The following is a 16,865-nucleotide window of genomic DNA, read 5'->3' as shown; positions in this document are numbered from 1 at the left end:
GAGTGCAACCCGATCAGGGTAGGTGACGAGGCGTTCCTGTCACAGGGGCTGACCGCTATTTGGCGCCACGCAACGTCACAGTTCGGCCACCTGAGCACAAGTTCGTACGTGAACGCGGTCTCACTGGGACGTTTCCGGGCGGTGTCTGAAGTGAATCCGGTTCGGGCGGTTCCCGCCAAGAGGTGTGGCGTGTGACTCTCACGGCATCGATGCTCACTCAGAGTTGCCGGCCGGGTACCCACCGCGCGCACCGGCCGCCGATCGCGCTCTCGGCCGTGGGCGCTTGTCAGGGATCTGTCAGGATGCGGGCGTGACCGCCCCGCTTCCCGCCGGCCTGGCTCTGGTGGCCGCCGCCGTCCTGGCCGTGGCCGGTTACGCCGGAGGGCCGGTGCTCGCCGCCGCCGCCGGGCTCACCGTTCTGGCGCTCGCCATCGGCTGGAGCGACCTGCTCCGGCTCCCGCACCGGGCCGGCACCACGTTCCTGATCCTGGTCCTGGGCGTGGGCGCCCTGGTCGCCGGGAGCATCGCGATCTCGCCCGAGGTCGACGTGGAGCAGCCGCTGTCGGTGTTCTCCGGAGTGATGGCGGCCGCCGTGCTCAGCAGCTTCGCCCACGAACTGTTCCGCCGGGACGGCCGGCACAACCTGGTCGAGTCGGTGACCGGGACGCTGTCCGGCCAGTTCGTCGCCATGCTGGCCGCGGGCTGGGTGCTGGTCGGCGACACCGAGGCCGGATCGGCGGCGGTGGTGGTGGCCGCGGCCGGTACCGCGGTGGGCCGGCTGGTGCTCACCCTGCCGCTGGCCCCGTCGATGCTCACCTGGGCCGGCCTGGGCGCCGGGCTCGTCGCCTCGGTGGTGGCCTCGGTCGTGGTGCCGGGCGTGCCGCTGGGCACCGCAGCGCTGGTCGGGCTCGCCGTCTCCGGCGTGGGTATCGCCGTCGATCGCCTGGTCGATGCGGAAGGACTGCTCACCCGGCTGCAGCCGGCCACCCTGGCCCGGGCCGCAGCTCCGGTGGCCGCAGCCGGCACGGCGGCCTACGCGATCTTCCGGATGGGTATCGGTTAATACACCAGCGTGCGGGTGCCTTCACGCAGGATGCGCTCCAGGTAGGCGGCCGCGCCCGCAATGGTGACGCCCTCGATCAGGTCGGCCGGGCCGATCGAACGCCGGGCGGCGGCCTGCGTGCAGACCCGTACCTGCCCCGCCTCCAGCACGATCTCGAGCAGTTCGGTCAGTGGTGCGGCCTCTTCCAGCACCAGCCCGGCCGCCCGCCCGGGCACCGCCAGCCAGGCGGCCTCACCGTTCAGCCAGACCTCCACCGGCACCCCGGCCGCGCAGGCGGCGGCGGCCACGGTGAAGGCCTGATTGCAGCGTTCCGGGGCGTCCGGCCCGGCGACGACCTCGATCACGAGCGAGTCGGCCATGCCCGCGACGCTACCTCGGCGGGCCGCTCGTCATACGATCGCACCGTGGCGTTCCAACTAGACACCGACCTGCCCACCCCGCTCGCGCCCCTGGCCTGGCTGATCGGCCGCTGGGAGGGGGCCGGCGTGATCGGCTACCCGACCATGGAAGAGGCGAACTTCGGCCAGGAGATCGAGTTCTCCCACGACGGCCGTCCGTTCCTTTCGTACACCTCGCGGATGTGGCGCCTGGACGCGGCCGGCAACCAGGTGGAGCCGCTGGCCACCGAGACCGGTTACTGGCGCCCGGTCGCGCCGCCGGCCGACGCCGAGCCGGAGACCGACAACACGCCCAGCACCGACCTCGAGGTGCTGATCGTGCACCCGACCGGCATCTCCGAGATCTACCTGGGCCGGGCCAAGGGCCCCCGCATCGACCTGCAGACCGACCTGGTCGCCCGCACGGTCTCGGCCAAGGAGTACACCGCCGCCACCCGGCTCTACGGGCTGGTCGAGTCCGACCTGCTCTGGGCCCTGGACATGGCCGCCGAGGGGCACCCGCTGCAGTCGCACGCCTCGGCCCGGCTCAAGCGGGTCTGAGATGGCCCAGGTGACCGTCGCGGAGCTGGACACCGCCCTGCGGGAACGCGGTCTGCGGGCCACCCCGCAGCGTCGTTCGGTGCTGCGGGCGGTCACCGAGCTCGGCCACGCCACCCCGGAGGAGGTCTGCGACTTCGTCCAGAAGGAGAACGAGTCGGGTCCGGTCAACCTCTCCACGGTCTACCGGGCCCTGGAGCTGATGGAGAAGATCGGGGTGATCAGTCACACCCATCTCACCCACGGCTCCCCGACCTACCAGGTGGCCAGTCACGTCAACCACCTGCACCTGGTCTGCCGAGGTTGCGGCGCGATCACCGAGGCCGACCTCGACCTGGCCCGGCCGCTGGCCCGGGCGGTGCGTGAGCAGTCCGGCTTCGACACCGACCTGGGGCACCTCTCCCTGCACGGCCTCTGCGCGCAGTGCCAGGACTCGTGAGCGGGCCGGGAAGTTCTGCGGGGCCCGGGGCGCTGCACAGCGACATGAGCGAACCCGTCGCCCCTGCCGTCCCGAGCTACCGCAGTCCGCTGCTGGAGCGCCCCGGAGCCGTTCCCGTCGAAGGCATCGACAGTGGTCTGGCCTGGCACTACGGCGACCCGGTGGGGGAGCAGCGGCGGCTCGAGGCGGGTCAGGCGCGGGCCGACCTGTCCAACCGCGGGGTGATCCGGATCGCCGGCCCCGACCGGCTCACCTGGCTGCACTCGATGACCACCCAGCACCTGTCCGGCCTCGCGCCGTTCACCTCCACCGAGGCCCTGCTGCTCACCCCGAACGGCCACGTCGAGCACGACCTGCACCTGGTCGACGACGGCAGCGCCACCTGGATCACGGTCGAGCCGGGCACCGCCGGTGAGCTGGTCGCCTTCCTGCAGCGCATGGTGTTCATGCGCCGGGTCGAGGTGGCCGACGTCACCGCCGACTGGGCCGTGGTCGGCGAGGCGGTGGACAGCGAGTCCACCGGTGAGCCGCTGGCCTGGCGTGACCCCTGGCCCGACCTGGCCGTGGGGGGCGCCCTCTACACCGCCGACGAGATCGAGGTGGCCGGGCACCCGGAGTGGAAGTGGCGCGAGGTGCTGATCCCGCGCGCCGAGTTCGAGCAGCGGGTGGCGGCGGGGGAGTTCGACGGCGCCGCGGGCACCTGGGCGGTGGACGCGCTGCGGGTGGCCGCCTGGCGGCCCCGGCACGGTTTCGAGACCGACCACCGCACCATCCCGCACGAACTCGACTGGCTGCGCACCGCCGTCCATCTGGAGAAGGGCTGCTACCGCGGGCAGGAGACGATCGCCCGGGTGCACAACCTCGGCCGCCCTCCGCGCCGGCTGGTCATGCTGCACCTCGACGGCACGATGAACGAGCTGCCCGCGCCGGGCGCCACCGTGCTCAACGGTGAGCGTGAGGTCGGGCGGGTGACCACCGCGGCCCGGCACCACGAACTCGGCCCGATCGCCCTCGCCGTGCTCAAGCGCTCCACCCCGCCGGATGTGCAGCTGCTGGCCGGAGGGGTCGAGGCGGCGCAGGAGATCGTGGTCGACGCGGCCGCCGGTCCCTCCGCCGACGTCCCGAAGATTCGCCGTCTGCCGCAGGGCTGAACCGCAAGATCTCAATTGAAGACGGATGTTGCTGGCTGATTCTGCGGCCAACAGTCACGATGGGCGGATGAATCGCACTTTGATCACCGTCGCGCCCACCGGTGCCGAGATCGACAAGGCGACCTGGCCGCAGCTGCCGACCACGGTCGAGGAACTCGTCGCCGAGGCCCGGGCCTGCGAGGCCGCGGGCGCGGCGATGATCCATGTGCACATCCGCGACGGCGAGCACCGGCCCACGCTCGACCTGGGGCGGCTGCGCGAGACGGTCGCCGCGCTGCGGGAGAACACCGGGCTGATCGTGCAGCTGTCCACCGGGGGCAGCGTGCACGACCCGTTCGCCGACCGGTTGAAGGTGCTCGACGCCGCCCCCGACTCGTGCTCGATCACCTGCGGCACGGTCAACTTCGGCAACGACGTGTTCAGCAACCCCTGGCCGTTCGTGGTCGACCTGTACCAGCGCAGTCAGGCCGCCCAGGTGGTGCCCGAGTTCGAGCTGTTCGACCTCGGGCACGTGGCCACGCTGGAACGGCTGGTCGGCGAGTTCGGCCTGCCCTACGGCGGCAAGGTCCACGCCGACTTCGTCCTGGGCGTGCCCGGGGGCCTGCCCGCCACCGTTCCCGCCCTGGTCGCGGGGGTGCAGGCGCTGCCCGCGGCGGTCACCTCCTGGTCGGCCACCGGGATCGGCCGCGGGCATCTGCCGGTGCTCGCGGCGAGCCTGGCGATGGGCGGCCACGTGCGGGTCGGCATGGAGGACAACGTCTTCTTCGCGCCCCGCCGCCCGGTCACCGGCAGTGCCGAACTGGTCGCCCGGGCGGCCACGCTGGCCAATCATCTGCAGCGTCCAGCGATGAGCCCGGCGCAGGCGCGCGAGCTGATCGGTCTGTCCGCATAGGGTCCATTCTGTGACCCGGATCATCCGGCCGGGTCAGCAGGCAGCTTGCAAAGTGCTAACTCGAGCAAGCACAGTGGCCGGGTGGCAACCCTCAAAGTGCCCGATCGGGTGACCGAACTCGGAGCCTTCGTCCGGGAGCAGCGCGAGAGCGCCAAGCTCTCGCTGCGCCAGCTCTCCAACGCGGCCGGCGTCAGCAACCCCTACCTCAGCCAGATCGAGCGGGGGCTGCGCAAGCCCTCCGCCGAGGTGCTCACCCAGATCGCCAAGGGTCTGCAGATCTCGGCCGAGGCGCTGTTCCAGCGGGCCGGCCTGCTGGAGGAGTCGGTCGGGGTCGAGGTCGAGGTGGCGATCCAGAGCGACGTCCGGCTCACCGCCCGGCAGAAGCGGGTGCTGCTCGACATCTACGAGACCTTCCGCGCCGAGAACGCCCGGGACGACGCCGTCGGGGCAGCCGGGGCAGCCGGGGCGATCGGGGTCGTCGGGGCGGAGGGCACCGTGGTGCCCCTGGCCGACGGTGCCGGTCTCAAGTCCCGGCGCCGTGGCGCCGAGCAGGCAACGGCCGCGGGTGAGCCGGTCCCGGCCGGGGCCGCCCGCCCCAGTGCGGCCCGGCGTGCGGCCGGCGCCCGCAAGCGGGCCGCCCGGCGCCCGGCGACCTCGCGCTCTGCGCTGCGTCAGGTCGGTTCCGAAGAACAGCGCACCGACTGAGCCTCATCATCCGTCCGTCGGCAGCGTCGCCGGTGGCTTCGGCAGGAAGATCCGACGACTGCGGCCGCCGATCCCGGCTCGTGACCAGGAGGACACCATGACCACCACCGACCAGGACCAGCGTCCGGCCGGTACGCCGAAACCCGGCCTGCCCACCACCCCGTTGTTCGCCGTGGTGGGGGCCACCGACCTGGCGGTGCAGCAGGTCCGCGCCGCCGCGGCCGGGGCCTCGCACCTGCAGCAGCGCTTCCAGTCCGACGTGGAGAAGCGGCTGGCCGACGTGGAGAAGCGGGTCGGTGCGCTCGACCCGAAGAACCTGCGGGCCCAGGCCGAGCAGGCCCCCACCCGCGCCGTCGCCCGCGCCCTCGAGGTGGCGGGCAAGGCCGAGGCGGCCTACGAGGAACTTGCCCGCCGCGGCAAGGATCTGTTCGACCGGGTCTACCCCCAGGCCGAGGGCCAGCCCCTGGTCAGCCAGACCTTCGTCACCCAGGTCTTCGTCAGCCAGGCCGGCAGCACCCTGAGCCGGGGCCGGGCCGCGGTCACCGTGGCCCGCCGTGCCGCCGACGACACGGCCTCGGTGATCCGCGGCACCCTGGCGATGGGGCGTCCCAGCAGCACGGTCGCCGAGCCGGTCGGGACCACCGACGAGGTCGTGAACGCCCCGGTCCGGCTCGACGAGGATGCGCTGCAGAAGGCGGTCGAGGTCGGCGACGGCGGCAACCAGGCCACGCCGCTGAAGAAGCCCGCCACCCGCAAGACCGCCGTGGCCAAGCGTGCCGCCGCGGCCGCGGCCAACGGTGCTCCGGCGGCCACCTCTCCTGCGGTGAAGGCCGCCAAGGGCACGGTTGCCCCGGCGACGAAGGTGGCCGGGCCGGCGAACGCTGCGGCAGACGATGCCGCTGTGAAGGCTGCGGTGAAGAGCCCCCGCACCGCCGCTCGCAAGACCACGGCCACCAGCACCCGGGCGCCTCGGACGTCGGCCAAGAAGCCCACCGCCTGACGGCGACGGATGGTCCGGCCGGGCGAACTGCTCGTGGCCGGAGCATCTCCCGGTGGCGTCAGACCCCCCGCTGGGGCTGCGCCGTCGGGTGCGCCCAGAGGCCTCGCCGGAACCTTCCGGCGAGGCCCAATCGTTGTCATCTCAGACCATCCTCCGGGGGGACCGGGGGCAGCCTCGAGGCCCTAAGGTAGATGTATGGACGCGCTGGGTAACGTGCAGGGCCTGCTCATGCTCATCATCGGCGTGCTCGCTCTCGGCGTGCAGGCATTCGCTCTGGTGGATGCGCTCCGGCAGCGCACCGACGCGTTCACCGCCGCGGGCAAGCTCACCAAGCCGATCTGGCTCGGCATCCTCGGTGTCGCCACCGCGATCGGTGTCATCTTCGTCAACAACATGCCGCTGAACGTGTTCAACCTGATCGCCTTCGTCGCCGCCGCGGTCTACCTGGTCGACGTGCGGCCGGCGATCAAGTCGATCACCGGCGGCGGCAACAACGGGCCCTACGGCCGCTGGTGAGCTCGGCACCCGGGTTCCCCGGGTGACCTGACCAGTGCGACTCGTCACGCAACGCGGTCGCGTAGTCACGCAACGAATGGTCCAGCCGCTAGGCTCGCCCCAGTCGCCGCACCCGCACCCTGCGGGCCAGACGGTGCCGGCGTGACCAGCGTGACAGGGAGGGTCCATGACCGAGTACATGCCCGGAGGGCGTCGCCGGATCGACCGGGTGCTCGCTCCGGGGTACCTGGACGGGATCGACGTGCTGGATCTCGAGGAGGTCCGGGCTCGCCGGGCCGACGCGGACCAGGAAGAGGTCGACCTCTCCTACGCCCGCCGGCTGCTGCAGGGCCGGATCGACATCCTGCGGGCCGAGCAGGCCCGCCGCAGCGGTGACGGCCCGTCCGAGCCGGTCTTCGGCAACCGCACCGACGAGGCGATCGCCGAGACGCTCAAGCGCATCCTGGGCGCCGAGAAGCGCACCGACCGGGGCCTGGGCCGGCACATGGCCGCCACCCCGAGCCGGATCGGCGAGCACCGCCGGGAGGCCGAGCGGGCGGTGTCCGACGTCGGCGTCTCCGACCTGGACATGCCCGACGCCGACCTGGAGGCCGCGCTCGCCCGCCTGGTCGAGATCGAGAACCGGGTGTCGAGGTCGCGGCGCGAGGTGCAGCAGGTGGTCGACGCACTGACCGCCGAGGTGGCCCGCCGTTACCAGCTCGACCAGGTCAGCCTGGCCGACCGTTTCTGACCGGCGGCTGCTCGGGCACGCCCTAGATTGGGCGCTGTGAGAGCAGTGGTGCAGCGCGCATTGTCCGGCCGGGTCACGGTCGAGGGTGAGGAGGTCGGTGCCCTCGACGGCCCCGGCCTGGTGGTCCTGGCCGGGGTGACCCACACCGACGGTCCCGAGCAGGTGGCCACGATCGCCAAGAAGATCGCCCACCTGCGCATCCTGAAAGACGAGAGGTCCGCGGTCGACCTGGGCGCCGGTGTGCTCCTGATCAGCCAGTTCACCCTCTACGCAGACACCGCCAAGGGCCGCCGCCCGTCGTGGAACCAGGCCGCCCCCGGCCCGGTGGCCGAACCGTTGGTCCAGGCCCTCGCCGACGCCCTGCGCGGGCACGGCCTCAAGGTGGCCACCGGCCGCTTCGGCGCCGACATGCAGGTGGAACTGGTCAACGACGGCCCGGTCACGATTCTGCTCGAGGCCTGACGCACTCCCAGGTCACGGTGATCTCGCCGAGCCGCCAGCGCGCCGGCCCGTCCAGCACCGGCCACCCCTCGGCCTTCACCGCCGAGACCGTGGCCAGCCACCGCTGACGGGCCCCGAACGAGCTCAGCGGGGCACTGCGGGCCCAGGCGGCGTCCAGCGCGTTCAGGTACGCATGCACCCGCTCACCCGGCACGTTGCGGTGGATCAGTGACTTCGGCAACCGCTCGGCCACGTCCGAGGGCCGGTCCAGCCCGCCCAGCCGCAACGAGATGCTCAGACTGACCGGCCCCCGTTCGGCGTCCACCGCCACCCAGGTCGACCGTCGGCCGATCTCGTCGCAGGTGCCGTCCACCAGCAGCCCACCCGGGGCCAGCCCGGACCGCACCAGGTCCCAGGCCGGCTCCACCTCCGGCTCGGCGTACTGCCGGAGCACGTTGAACGCCCTGACCACGACCGGCCGACGCCCACCCAGGGGCAGTTCGAAGCCACCCACCCGGAAGCTCAGGCCCGGCCGTTCCAACGGCTTGGCCACCACCACCCGGGCCGGATCGATCTCGATGCCGACCACCTCGACGTCGGGCCGCACCACGCTCAGCCGCTGGTGCAGCTCCACCGCCGTGATCGGGCTGGCCCCGTAGCCCAGATCCACCACCAGCGGGTCCTCAGCCGCCCTCAGCCGCCCTGCGGCCGGTCCCGCCAGCCAGCGGTCCACCCTGCGCAAACGGTTGGGATTGGTCGTGCCCCGGGTGATCGTGCCCTGCACGGCGCGGGGGCGGGGCGGAGGCACGGAGCCACCCTAAGACTCACGCCGGACGGCCACCCGCCCTCCCCCACCCACCCGGGAAGACGCTCCAGCAAAGGCCGAACGTGAGGTTCAGGGCCGAAGAGTGCATTGGCGGTGACAGGACCGAACACCGTTGTGACCACGTGGTGACGGTCACCCCCGGCCGACTTCGGGAAGAGCGGTCTGCACCTGTGGGTTAGCTTCGTTCGGGGGTTTTTCAGCAGTACTGGAACGAGCGAGGAGGACGCATGGGGCTGAGGCCGGACGGGACGCCCGGGCGGGTCGCGATGCTCTCTGTGCACACCTCGCCGCTGGAACAACCGGGCACCGGTGACGCCGGTGGCCTGAACGTGTACGTGGTCGAGACCGCCAAACGGCTCGCGCGACGCGGCACCGAGGTGGAGATCTTCACCCGGGCCACTGCGGGCCACCTGCCCTCGGTGACCGAGATGCTGCCCGGCGTGCTGGTGCGCAACATCGTCGCCGGACCCTACGAGGGCCTGGCCAAGGACGATCTGCCCGGCCAGCTCTGCGCCTTCGCCGCCGGGGTGCTGCGCACCGAGGCCCGGCTCGCGGCCGGCTGGTACGACCTGATCCACTCGCACTACTGGCTCTCCGGGCAGGTCGGCTGGCTGGCCGCCGAGCGCTGGAACGTGCCCCTGCTGCACACCATGCACACCATGGCCAAGGTCAAGAACCTGTCCCTGGCCGCGGACGACAGGCCCGAACCGGCCGGGCGGGTGATCGGCGAGGAGCAGGTGGTGGCCGCCGCCGACCGGCTGATCGCCAACACCGACCTGGAGGCCCGCGACCTGATCGGCCTGTACGACGCCGATCCGGAACTGGTCACGGTGATCCCGCCGGGCGTGGACCTGGACACCTTCACCCCGCAGGCCGACGGGCGGGCCCGGGCCCGGCAGAGGCTGGGGCTGCCCGCCGACGCCGAACTGGTGCTGTTCGTCGGCCGGATCCAGCCGCTGAAGGCCCCCGACGTGCTGCTGCGCGCAGTCGCCGCGCTGGTCGCGGCCGACCCGCAGCGCCGGGAGAAGCTGGTGGTGGCCGTGCTCGGCGGGCCCAGCGGGTCCGGCCTGGAGCGTCCCGAGGAACTCCAGAAGCTGGCCGTCGACCTGGGCATCGGTGACCTGGTGCGGTTCCACCCGCCGGTCGGGCGCCCGGTCCTGGCCGAGTGGTACCGGGCCGCCGACCTGGTCGCGGTGCCCTCCTACAGCGAGTCGTTCGGCCTGGTGGCGGTGGAGGCGCAGGCCTGCGGCACCCCGGTGGTGGCGGCCCGGGTGGGCGGCCTGGCCACTGCGGTGCGCGACGGCCGCACCGGGCTGCTGGTCACCGGGCACGAGCCGGCCACCTGGGCCCGGGCGCTCGAGGAGCTGTTGCGAGCCCCGCTGGTCCGGGAACGGATGAGCCGGGCGGCGGTGCGACACGCGAACCTGTTCAGCTGGGACCACACCGTGGATGCCACCCTCGAGACGTACGCGGCCGCCTGTGCCGCCCACGAACTGGGGGCACCTCCCGGCCGCCTAGCGGCTGGGGGACCGCAACTGGTAGTTGCCGCCGGCTGAGGGGTAGGGCCTTGAACCAACTGCGTGAGGACGCCGAAGTCACCGTTCGCGGCTGGCTCGCCGAGGCGGGGGTCGAGTCGGTGCCGGGCACCCGGCCCGGTGAGTACGTGGTCGAGCTGCCCGGTGAGGCCAAGCTCCGCACCGGCGTCTCGATCCTGGTCACCGACCGCGCGCTGAGCGTCTCGGCGTTCGTGGTGCGCAGGCCCGACGAGAACCACGAGGCGTTCTACCGCTGGCTGCTGCAGCGCAACACCCGCCTGCCGGGCATCGCGTTCGCCCTGGACAAGCTCGGCGACGTCTACCTGACCGGCCGGATCCCGCTGGCCGGGGTGACCGCCGAGACCATCGACGACCTGCTCGGCGCCGTCCTCACCGCCTCCGACGGCTCGTTCAACGACCTGCTCGCCCTGGGCTTCCTCTCCTCGATGCGCCGCGAGTGGGCCTGGCGCACCGATCGGGGCGAGTCCACCCGCAACCTCGAGGCCTTCCGTCACCTCCTCCAGAGCGAGTGACTAATCTGCGGGGTATGGCGTACACCCTGGTCCTGCTCCGCCACGGCGAGAGCGAATGGAACGCGAAGAACCTCTTCACCGGCTGGGTCGACGTGCCCCTGTCGGAGAAGGGCCGTGAAGAAGCGGCGAAGGGCGGCCAGCTGCTGGTCGACGCCGGCGTGCTGCCCGACGTGGTGCACACGTCGCTGCTGCGCCGCGCGATCACCACGGCCCACCTCGCCCTCGACGCGGCGAACCGGCACTGGATCCCGGTCAAGCGCAACTGGCGGCTCAACGAGCGGCACTACGGCGCTCTGCAGGGCAAGGACAAGAAGCAGACGCTGGCCGAGTTCGGCGAGGAGCAGTTCATGCTCTGGCGTCGTTCCTACGCCACGCCCCCGCCGCCGATCGACGCCAAGGACGAGTTCTCCCAGGCCGGAGACCCGCGCTACGCCGACCTGGGCGACGACCTTCCGGCCACCGAGTGCCTGAAAGACGTTGTCGCGCGCATGCTCCCGTACTGGGAGAGCGACGTGAAGCCCGACCTGGTGGCCGGTAAGACGGTGCTGCTGGCCGCGCACGGCAACTCGATCCGCGCCCTGGTCAAGCACCTCGACGGGATCTCCGACGAGGACATCGCCGGGCTGAACATCCCCACTGGCATCCCGCTGGTCTACGAACTCGACGACGAGTTCAAGCCCGTGGTCAAGGGCGGCAAGTACCTCGACCCCGACGCCGCCGCGGCGGCCGTCGCCGCGGTCGCCAACCAGGGCCGCTGAACGAACCAGACCGAACTGAAGACGTCCGTGGGCCCCGAAGGGGGACCACGGACGTCTGTAGTTCGTCGGCTTTTCAGACCTGGTCGAGCGGGGCCTCACCGTGCGCGGCGGTGTGGTCGCCGGTGACCAGGAAGACCACCCGGCGGCAGACGCCCACGGCGTGGTCGCCGTAGCGCTCGTAGTAGCGGCTCAGCAGGGTGATGTCGACGGCCGCCTCGACGCCGTGGGTCCAGTCGGGGGAGAGCAGCTTGGCGAACATCTCCCGGTGGATCCGGTCCATCTCGTCGTCGTCGGCCTCGAGCTCCTCGGCCGCCTTCAGGTCGCGGCTGGCGATGATCGTGCCGGTCTTCAGCACCAGACGCTCGGCGATGTGCCCCATCTCGACGATGTAGCTGCGCAGCTCGGCCGGGACGGCGGAGTTCGGGTAGCGCAGCCGGGCCAGCTTGGACACGTGCCGGGCCAGGTCGCCCATCCGCTCCAGGTCGGCGCTCATCCGCAGGGCGGCGATCAGCGTGCGCAGGTCGGTGGCGACCGGGGACTGGCGGGCGATCAGCACCAGCGCCCGCTCCTCGAGGTCGTGGTGCAGCGCGTCGACCTGCTCGTCGGCCTCGATCACGCTCTCGGCCAGGGTGAGGTCGGCGTCGAGCAGGGCGGTGGTGGACCGGGCCATCGCCGACCCGACCAGCCGGGTCATCTCGACCAGCTGGTCGTCGATGGACTGCAGGTCGATCTCGAACTGCTCGCGGATTCCACCGCTCACGGAGCTCTCCTAGGATTGAGGGTCTGATGGTGGAGCGGGAACCTGACCGACCGCTCGCCGTCCTCACTACCGGTGACGAGGCGACGGCTGATCGTGGCTCACCGTCGCAGTGGCCCGTGAATAGATCCCGATCTGAAGGTGAACACGCGCCGAAGGGTTGGGCCGCGGCCGACTCTCCGGATCAAAACTGCCCGGGCGGCAGCTTACGCTGACATGGTGAGCACGCCCCTGGCCTTTGCCATCGCCATCGGGATCGGCCTGGTCGTCGGGCTGGTCCTCGGTGTGCTGAGCGTGGCCGGACGCGGTAACCGCGCACCGCAGCCGCACCCCACCCCGACCCCCACCGGCCCGCTGCCCGAGGGCGCCGCCGACGTGCTGAACGTGCTGGCCTCGGCCTCGGTCGTGCTCGGCACCGACGGCCGGCTGATCAAGTCCAGCCCCGCCGCGCACGCCTTCGGGCTGGTGCGCGGGCGTGAGCTGGTGCACGCCGAACTGCGCGAGATGGCGGCCGAGGCGGGCACCCTGGGCCTGGTCCGCGAGCGCGAGCTGGAGCTGCCCCGCGGCCCGCTCGGCCGGGGCCGGCTGGTCGTCTACGCCCGGGTCGCCCCGCTGCGGCCCGACCTGGTGCTGGTCCTGGTCGAGGACCGGACCGAGGCCAAACGGGTGGAGGAGGTCCGGCGGGACTTCGTGGCCAACGTCAGCCACGAGCTGAAGACCCCGATCGGGGCGCTGAGCCTGCTGGCCGAGGCGGTGGCCGACGCCGCCGACGACGCCGACGCGGTGCGCCACTTCTCCGGCCAGATGCAGCGCGAGTCCACCCGGCTGACCAAGCTGGTGCAGGAGATCATCGACCTGTCCCGGCTGCAGGTGGCCGACGCCCTGCACCCGCCCGAGCCGGTCGGTATCGACGACGTCGTCTCGGACGCGGTCGACCGCTGCGTGATGGCCTCGACCGCCAAGAACATCGAGGTGGTGCTCGGCGGCGACCACGGCGCGGTGGTCTACGGCGACCACAACCTGCTGGTCACCGCCATCCGCAACCTGGTCGACAACGCGATCTCCTACTCGCCCGAGAACACCCGGGTCGGGGTCGGGGTGCGCCGGGTCGGCGGCATCGTCGAGATCGTGGTCAGCGACCAGGGCATCGGTATCGCCAGCACCGACCAGGACCGGATCTTCGAGCGCTTCTACCGGGTCGACCCGGCCCGCTCCCGGGTCACCGGGGGCACCGGCCTGGGCCTGAGCATCGTCAAGCACGTGGCCGCCAACCACGGCGGCGAGGTGATGCTGTGGAGCCGCCAGGGCCAGGGCTCCACGTTCACCCTGCGGCTGCCGGAGTCGGTGCAGCCGGCCGGCGCCCACGACCGCGGCGAGCACTCCGGCACCGAGACCTGGGTGGAGAACGGCCTGGTTCCCCGGCCCGCCCCGAAGACCGCAACACCCGATCCGGCCGCCCCCGCCGTCCCGGACGGCCCGGCCGTCCCGACCGGTGGGCCCGCCGCCCCAGGACTCCCGCAGGACGCGGGGTCCGAGCTGAAAGGAGCAACCCCGTGACCCGCATCCTGGTGGTGGAGGACGAGGAGTCGTTCAGCGACCCGCTGTCCTACCTCCTGCGCCGAGAGGGCTACGAGGTCGCGGTCGCCGGCGACGGGCCGGCGGCCCTGGACGAGTTCGACCGCAACGGCGCCGACCTGGTCCTGCTCGACCTGATGCTCCCCGACCTGCCCGGCACCGAGGTGTGCCGGCAGCTGCGCACCCGCAGCAAGGTCCCGGTGATCATGCTGACCGCCAAGGACAGCGAGATCGACAAGGTGGTCGGCCTGGAGCTGGGCGCCGACGACTACGTGACCAAGCCGTACTCCTCGCGGGAGCTGGTCGCCCGGATCCGCGCGGTGCTGCGCCGCGGCACCGAGCCGGACGTGGTCGAGGGCGCGACGGTCGAGGCCGGCCCGGTCCGGATGGACGTCGAGCGGCACGTGGTGACCGTGAACGGCGAGGCCGTGCCGATGCCGCTGAAGGAGTTCGAGCTGCTCGAGCTGCTGCTGCGCAACGCCGGCCGGGTGCTCACGCGGATGCAGCTGATCGACCGGGTCTGGGGCTCGGACTACGTGGGTGACACCAAGACCCTCGACGTCCACGTGAAGCGCCTGCGCGGCAAGCTGGAGCCCGATCCGGCGAGCCCGCGCTACCTGGTCACCGTGCGCGGCCTGGGCTACAAGTTCGAGGCCTGAGCCGACCGCTGAGCAACGCCGAAGGGCGGCACCCCCGCGGGGGTGCCGCCCTTCGGCGTTGCTCTGAGGATCCGGGGCAGGTCAGTTGGTGTCCTGCTGGTCGGCCTCTTCGGCCGGGTTGTCGGCGTCGGGGTTCTGCGGCGCGCCGGTCTCCCCGTCGGTGGCGGTGGGTTCGGCGCTGGACTCCGCACCGTTGCCGCCGTTGCCGCCGTTGCCCCCGTTGCCCTTCGTCTTCTGCGCCGTAGGCGTGGCCGAGGGCGTGGGGGTGGCCGCCGGGGTGACGTCGGCGTAGTCGCCCTCCGGGGGCAGCACCGGAACGTTCAGGTCGACCCGGCCTCCGCTCTCGGTGGAGGCGGTCATGCCGGTCACGTCGCCCGGGGGGACGGCCAGGCCGCTGATCGACACCGGGGTCTGGTTGCTGCCCGGGCCGAACTGGACGGTCTGCCCGGCGCCCACCGCGACGGTGGTCTGGCTGGGCTGCCCGGACTCGCCGACGGCGGCCTGCAGATTGACCCGGGCGTCCTGCTCTCCCTGGTTGACCACGGAGCCGATCAGCTCGGCGTCCCCGCCCTGCTCGGCGCCGATCACGATCAGGTTCCGCAGCAGCACCTGGCTGCCGGGCAGATCGGCGTTGATGCCGTCGGACGGCGGGTACGGGTCCTTGATCGTGGCCGGGTTCGTGACCGAGCAGCCGGTCAGGCCGAGGGCGACGGCGCCGGCGGCAAGGGCGGTCTTGGCGGCGACAACACGGGTGCGCTTCACGGCGCTGGCCTCCTGCGGATTCGTAAGTGCGGACGAAGCCTATCGGGCGCCGGTGGGCCGTCTGAGGCAACCCCACGCCATGCCGTCCGGATACTTCTTCGGCTGCTTCCGGGCGTGGCCGGAGCCCTCCGCACCGGTGGTCCGCAGGTCCTTGCATCGGCCGGGCGAACACGGACCGTGATCGCCCGAAACCGCGCAGTGTCGCATCTTTTTCTCCGGGCGTATCCTGGTTACGCCTCTGACCTGCGAAAATACTGAAGATCCGCTAGTCGCTGCCAAGCAGGACGTGGTAGTCTGTTGGCTGGGAAAGGGGATACTTACACATGGCTTTCACGGTCGGCGAGACTGTCGTTTACCCCCATCACGGGGCGGCGCTCATCGAGGAGATCAAGACCCGTACTATCAAGGGTGAGGAACGTCAGTACCTCGTCCTGAAGGTTGCTCAGGGAGATCTGACCATCGAGGTGCCGGCGATGAATGTCGACCTCGTCGGTGTCCGGGACGTCGTGGGCCAGGAAGGCCTCGACCGGGTGTTCGAGGTGCTCCGCGCCCCCTACGCCGAGGAGCCCACCAACTGGTCCCGCCGGTACAAGGCCAACCTGGAGAAGCTCGCCTCCGGCGACGTCGTCCGGGTTGCAGAGGTCGTCCGCGACCTCTGGCGCCGCGACCAGGACCGCGGTCTTTCCGCAGGTGAGAAGCGCATGCTGGCCAAGGCCCGGCAGATCCTGGTGTCGGAGCTGGCGCTGGCCGAGCACACCAACGAGGACAAGGCCGAGGCCCTGCTCAACGAGGTCCTGGCGTCCTGATCCACCGGCCGCCGCACCCGGCGTCCACCGGACCGCACCGGTCCGGAAGATCCACGTAATGCATTGAACCGGCGTCCTCGCCGAAAATCGGATCACCGGGTTCCCCGGCGAATCAGGTCCGGTCTTCGAAGAGGACGCCGGTTTTTCTTTTGTCATTCCGAAGATCAGACGGCGGCCGGTGGCGCAATGTTCCGAAGATCTTCTCGGGCCCGGCACACCCGTCCGGGTGAATAGTCCCCGAAACCGCCCGCAGATCGCGGATTCGTGATCCGGGCGCCGAATTCTCCTTCTCCAGTCGAGGTGCAGTTCCGATGTCCACGGCATTTGTCGCCCTGATCCGGGCCGGTCAGGTTCCGGCCGCCCCCCTCACCGACCTCCCGGACGTGATCGCCGTCCACGCCCTGCGGGAGCTGGCCACCTGCCCTGAGCCGGACGAGGCCTTCGCCGTCGTGCTCGACCCGCCGCTGTCCGCCGCCGGGCAGTCGGCCCGGGTCGCGGCGGTGCTGCAGACCCTGCGGGCGGTGGGCGTGGAGGAGCCGGAGGGCGGGCTGGTGGTCACCAGCGTGCGGCCGGTCACCGACACCCTGAAGCGGGTGGGGCCGGGCGGGGCGCTGGCGGGCACGGCCGACCGTGAGTACCACCGGTTCGTCACCGTGCCCATCGCGGCCCGGCTGGGGGTGCTGCGGCAGGCGCTGTTCCAGGAACCTCAGGTGGAGTCGGCCGGCGAGATCCTGGCGGCGCTGACCGCGGCGGGCGCCACCGTGGTGGCCGCCGCGAGCTGA

General features: G+C 71.8%; 21 protein-coding genes. 17 read left to right on the top strand and 4 right to left on the bottom strand.

Annotated features, from left to right (window positions below; genetic code table 11):
- Positions 1-310: 310 nt before the first annotated feature.
- On the top strand, positions 311-1,063 hold the full coding sequence (locus QSK18_RS02105) for a hypothetical protein (RefSeq protein WP_232814412.1): 753 nt from the start codon (positions 311-313) through the stop codon (positions 1,061-1,063).
- On the opposite strand, the gene QSK18_RS02100 is transcribed toward QSK18_RS02105, so the two are convergent.
- The gene (locus QSK18_RS02100) at positions 1,060-1,422 is read right to left on the bottom strand and encodes a DsrE family protein (RefSeq protein WP_285616417.1); all 363 of its coding nucleotides are present in this window, start codon (positions 1,420-1,422) and stop codon (positions 1,060-1,062) included. The genes QSK18_RS02105 and QSK18_RS02100 overlap by 4 nt on opposite strands.
- A gap of 45 nt (positions 1,423-1,467) precedes the next feature.
- Here QSK18_RS02100 and QSK18_RS02095 point away from each other — a divergent pair, with 45 nt between their 5' ends.
- The 9 genes from QSK18_RS02095 (at position 1,468) to dtd (ending at position 7,893) form a co-directional block, all read left to right on the top strand.
- Positions 1,468-2,001, top strand: coding sequence for a heme-binding beta-barrel domain-containing protein (locus tag QSK18_RS02095; RefSeq protein ID WP_232814410.1), 534 nt, complete (start codon positions 1,468-1,470; stop codon positions 1,999-2,001).
- A gap of 1 nt (position 2,002) precedes the next feature.
- A complete protein-coding gene (locus QSK18_RS02090; protein WP_352396430.1) occupies positions 2,003-2,437 on the top strand; it encodes a Fur family transcriptional regulator in 435 nt (144 codons plus the stop codon).
- A gap of 44 nt (positions 2,438-2,481) precedes the next feature.
- Positions 2,482-3,588, top strand: coding sequence for a CAF17-like 4Fe-4S cluster assembly/insertion protein YgfZ (gene ygfZ, locus QSK18_RS02085; protein ID WP_285616415.1), 1,107 nt, complete (start codon positions 2,482-2,484; stop codon positions 3,586-3,588).
- Between the two features lie 67 nt (positions 3,589-3,655).
- Positions 3,656-4,480 carry a beta-keto acid cleavage family enzyme gene (locus QSK18_RS02080; protein ID WP_285616414.1) on the top strand — a complete coding sequence of 275 codons (825 nt, stop codon included), beginning with the start codon at positions 3,656-3,658 and terminating at the stop codon, positions 4,478-4,480.
- Positions 4,481-4,561: 81 nt separating this feature from the next.
- Complete coding sequence (locus QSK18_RS02075; RefSeq protein ID WP_285616413.1) at positions 4,562-5,185, top strand: helix-turn-helix domain-containing protein; 624 nt, start codon at positions 4,562-4,564, stop codon at positions 5,183-5,185.
- A 97-nt stretch (positions 5,186-5,282) separates the two neighbouring features.
- The gene (locus QSK18_RS02070) at positions 5,283-6,185 is read left to right on the top strand and encodes a hypothetical protein (RefSeq protein WP_285616412.1); all 903 of its coding nucleotides are present in this window, start codon (positions 5,283-5,285) and stop codon (positions 6,183-6,185) included.
- 195 nt (positions 6,186-6,380) lie between these two features.
- Positions 6,381-6,701: a DUF2516 family protein gene (locus QSK18_RS02065; protein ID WP_232814404.1), complete on the top strand. Its 321-nt coding sequence runs from the start codon at positions 6,381-6,383 to the stop codon at positions 6,699-6,701.
- A gap of 166 nt (positions 6,702-6,867) precedes the next feature.
- Positions 6,868-7,431 carry an RsiG family protein gene (locus QSK18_RS02060; RefSeq protein WP_232814403.1) on the top strand — a complete coding sequence of 188 codons (564 nt, stop codon included), beginning with the start codon at positions 6,868-6,870 and terminating at the stop codon, positions 7,429-7,431.
- A 36-nt stretch (positions 7,432-7,467) separates the two neighbouring features.
- Positions 7,468-7,893 (top strand): D-aminoacyl-tRNA deacylase, encoded by a 426-nt coding sequence (gene dtd, locus QSK18_RS02055; protein ID WP_285616411.1) that lies wholly within the window; start codon positions 7,468-7,470, stop codon positions 7,891-7,893.
- Here dtd and QSK18_RS02050 read toward each other — a convergent pair.
- Positions 7,871-8,680, bottom strand: coding sequence for a class I SAM-dependent methyltransferase (locus QSK18_RS02050; RefSeq protein WP_232814401.1), 810 nt, complete (start codon positions 8,678-8,680; stop codon positions 7,871-7,873). The two genes, dtd and QSK18_RS02050, sit on opposite strands and share 23 nt — an antisense overlap.
- Before the next feature lie 245 nt (positions 8,681-8,925).
- Between QSK18_RS02050 and mshA the strand changes: the two genes are divergently transcribed.
- From mshA to QSK18_RS02035, 3 genes are read left to right on the top strand one after another with little or no spacing between them, the layout of a single operon-like run.
- Positions 8,926-10,254 (top strand): D-inositol-3-phosphate glycosyltransferase, encoded by a 1,329-nt coding sequence (gene mshA, locus QSK18_RS02045; protein WP_232814400.1) that lies wholly within the window; start codon positions 8,926-8,928, stop codon positions 10,252-10,254.
- Between the two features lie 11 nt (positions 10,255-10,265).
- Positions 10,266-10,766, top strand: a complete 501-nt coding sequence (locus tag QSK18_RS02040; RefSeq protein WP_232814399.1) for a YbjN domain-containing protein — start codon at positions 10,266-10,268, stop codon at positions 10,764-10,766.
- Positions 10,767-10,780: 14 nt separating this feature from the next.
- Entirely contained in the window at positions 10,781-11,524 is a 744-nt protein-coding gene (locus QSK18_RS02035; protein ID WP_232814398.1) for a phosphoglyceromutase, read from the top strand.
- A 73-nt stretch (positions 11,525-11,597) separates the two neighbouring features.
- Here the strand turns inward: QSK18_RS02035 and phoU are convergent, their stop codons facing one another.
- On the bottom strand, positions 11,598-12,284 hold the full coding sequence (phoU, locus tag QSK18_RS02030; RefSeq protein ID WP_232814397.1) for a phosphate signaling complex protein PhoU: 687 nt from the start codon (positions 12,282-12,284) through the stop codon (positions 11,598-11,600).
- A 213-nt stretch (positions 12,285-12,497) separates the two neighbouring features.
- Here phoU and QSK18_RS02025 point away from each other — a divergent pair, with 213 nt between their 5' ends.
- Together QSK18_RS02025 and QSK18_RS02020 are read left to right on the top strand one after the other, a co-directional pair.
- Positions 12,498-13,838 (top strand): sensor histidine kinase, encoded by a 1,341-nt coding sequence (locus QSK18_RS02025; protein WP_352396429.1) that lies wholly within the window; start codon positions 12,498-12,500, stop codon positions 13,836-13,838.
- Positions 13,835-14,515 carry a response regulator gene (locus QSK18_RS02020; protein ID WP_232814395.1) on the top strand — a complete coding sequence of 227 codons (681 nt, stop codon included), beginning with the start codon at positions 13,835-13,837 and terminating at the stop codon, positions 14,513-14,515. Before QSK18_RS02025 ends, QSK18_RS02020 begins: the two co-directional genes overlap by 4 nt.
- Positions 14,516-14,596: 81 nt before the next feature.
- On the opposite strand, the gene QSK18_RS02015 is transcribed toward QSK18_RS02020, so the two are convergent.
- Entirely contained in the window at positions 14,597-15,277 is a 681-nt protein-coding gene (locus tag QSK18_RS02015) for a hypothetical protein (protein WP_285616409.1), read from the bottom strand.
- A 323-nt stretch (positions 15,278-15,600) separates the two neighbouring features.
- Between QSK18_RS02015 and QSK18_RS02010 the strand changes: the two genes are divergently transcribed.
- Together QSK18_RS02010 and QSK18_RS02005 are read left to right on the top strand one after the other, a co-directional pair.
- Positions 15,601-16,083, top strand: a complete 483-nt coding sequence (locus QSK18_RS02010) for a CarD family transcriptional regulator (protein ID WP_231438205.1) — start codon at positions 15,601-15,603, stop codon at positions 16,081-16,083.
- 311 nt (positions 16,084-16,394) lie between these two features.
- Entirely contained in the window at positions 16,395-16,865 is a 471-nt protein-coding gene (locus tag QSK18_RS02005) for a glycosyltransferase family protein (protein ID WP_285616408.1), read from the top strand.

This window comes from Kineosporia sp. NBRC 101677 (genome assembly GCF_030269265.1).
Lineage (GTDB): Bacteria > Actinomycetota > Actinomycetes > Actinomycetales > Kineosporiaceae > Kineosporia > Kineosporia rhizophila.
This window is presented reverse-complemented; position numbering and strand designations above follow the sequence as displayed.

Excerpts from the sequence above, each read along its gene's own strand:
- QSK18_RS02100 (WP_285616417.1), bottom strand. The coding sequence starts at position 1,422 with ATGGCCGACTCGCTCGTGATCGAGGTCGTCGCCGGGCCGGACGCCCCG.
- QSK18_RS02090 (WP_352396430.1), top strand. The coding sequence starts at position 2,003 with ATGGCCCAGGTGACCGTCGCGGAGCTGGACACCGCCCTGCGGGAACGC.
- ygfZ (WP_285616415.1), top strand. The coding sequence starts at position 2,482 with ATGAGCGAACCCGTCGCCCCTGCCGTCCCGAGCTACCGCAGTCCGCTG.
- QSK18_RS02080 (WP_285616414.1), top strand. The coding sequence starts at position 3,656 with ATGAATCGCACTTTGATCACCGTCGCGCCCACCGGTGCCGAGATCGAC.
- QSK18_RS02070 (WP_285616412.1), top strand. The coding sequence starts at position 5,283 with ATGACCACCACCGACCAGGACCAGCGTCCGGCCGGTACGCCGAAACCC.
- QSK18_RS02065 (WP_232814404.1), top strand. The coding sequence starts at position 6,381 with ATGGACGCGCTGGGTAACGTGCAGGGCCTGCTCATGCTCATCATCGGC.
- QSK18_RS02060 (WP_232814403.1), top strand. The coding sequence starts at position 6,868 with ATGACCGAGTACATGCCCGGAGGGCGTCGCCGGATCGACCGGGTGCTC.
- mshA (WP_232814400.1), top strand. The coding sequence starts at position 8,926 with ATGGGGCTGAGGCCGGACGGGACGCCCGGGCGGGTCGCGATGCTCTCT.
- QSK18_RS02035 (WP_232814398.1), top strand. The coding sequence starts at position 10,781 with ATGGCGTACACCCTGGTCCTGCTCCGCCACGGCGAGAGCGAATGGAAC.
- QSK18_RS02025 (WP_352396429.1), top strand. The coding sequence starts at position 12,498 with ATGGTGAGCACGCCCCTGGCCTTTGCCATCGCCATCGGGATCGGCCTG.
- QSK18_RS02010 (WP_231438205.1), top strand. The coding sequence starts at position 15,601 with ATGGCTTTCACGGTCGGCGAGACTGTCGTTTACCCCCATCACGGGGCG.
- QSK18_RS02005 (WP_285616408.1), top strand. The coding sequence starts at position 16,395 with ATGTCCACGGCATTTGTCGCCCTGATCCGGGCCGGTCAGGTTCCGGCC.